The following is a 650-nucleotide window of genomic DNA, read 5'->3' as shown; positions in this document are numbered from 1 at the left end:
TTCGCAGATATTAATCTGATCAGGTTCAACGGATCCCGAATTAACGGTCTCAGCCTTATGGCACTCCGACAAGTGAAGCCAGTATATAAAAACGGCTTGGTTAAACCAAGCCGACCTGATTACATTTTCGTTACTTTTGCTAGCTACGCATCAATAATTGGAAACCGATCCAAGCCGCCGAGACACTCAGTACAACATTTAATAAGATGTTTAAACCCATTTTAAAGAACGCACCTTGCTGCATAAGCAGTACGTTATCCATAGAAAATGTTGAAAAGGTGGTAAGCGCACCGAGGAAGCCTAGGCCAATCACTTGTCTCCATGGTTCAGTTGCTAATATTTCACTTTCAAATGCAGCAATGAGCAACCCCATAATGAAAGAGCCAACAACGTTAACAGTCAACGTACCGTAAGGGAAACCCCGTCCGAAAAGTAAGACACAAAACTCAGACACTAAATATCGAGAACACGCACCGATTGCCCCACCGAGTGCGATAAAGCCTAAAATAGAAAACTGCCCCATAATTCCCCCAATAAGTTCTGATGATATTGTAATCAAAATCGCTCAGTAATCGGTAACACAATCTTAGAATTCGACAATATAATCGCTTTAGAACCACTGAAATATGTAAAAGTTACAGGAGTCACTT

At 41.2% G+C, this 650-nt stretch carries 1 protein-coding gene and 1 riboswitch; the gene reads right to left on the bottom strand.

Annotation, left to right across the window (positions count from 1 at the left end; genetic code table 11):
- Positions 1-78, bottom strand: a riboswitch (TPP riboswitch). This riboswitch is flagged as partial in the annotation.
- A gap of 61 nt (positions 79-139) precedes the next feature.
- Entirely contained in the window at positions 140-523 is a 384-nt protein-coding gene (gene crcB / locus R7Z47_RS25245; RefSeq protein WP_062853799.1) for a fluoride efflux transporter CrcB, read from the bottom strand.
- Positions 524-650: the final 127 nt, after the last annotated feature.

The sequence above is a fragment of the Vibrio sp. 1641 genome (genome assembly GCF_033339995.1).
Classification (GTDB): domain Bacteria; phylum Pseudomonadota; class Gammaproteobacteria; order Enterobacterales; family Vibrionaceae; genus Vibrio; species Vibrio alginolyticus.
Note: the sequence above shows the minus strand (reverse complement) of the source record. Positions and strands in the feature narration are given on the sequence as shown.

Bases quoted from the DNA above. Each gene is read 5' to 3' on its own strand.
- crcB (WP_062853799.1), bottom strand. From the start codon at position 523: ATGGGGCAGTTTTCTATTTTAGGCTTTATCGCACTCGGTGGGGCAATC.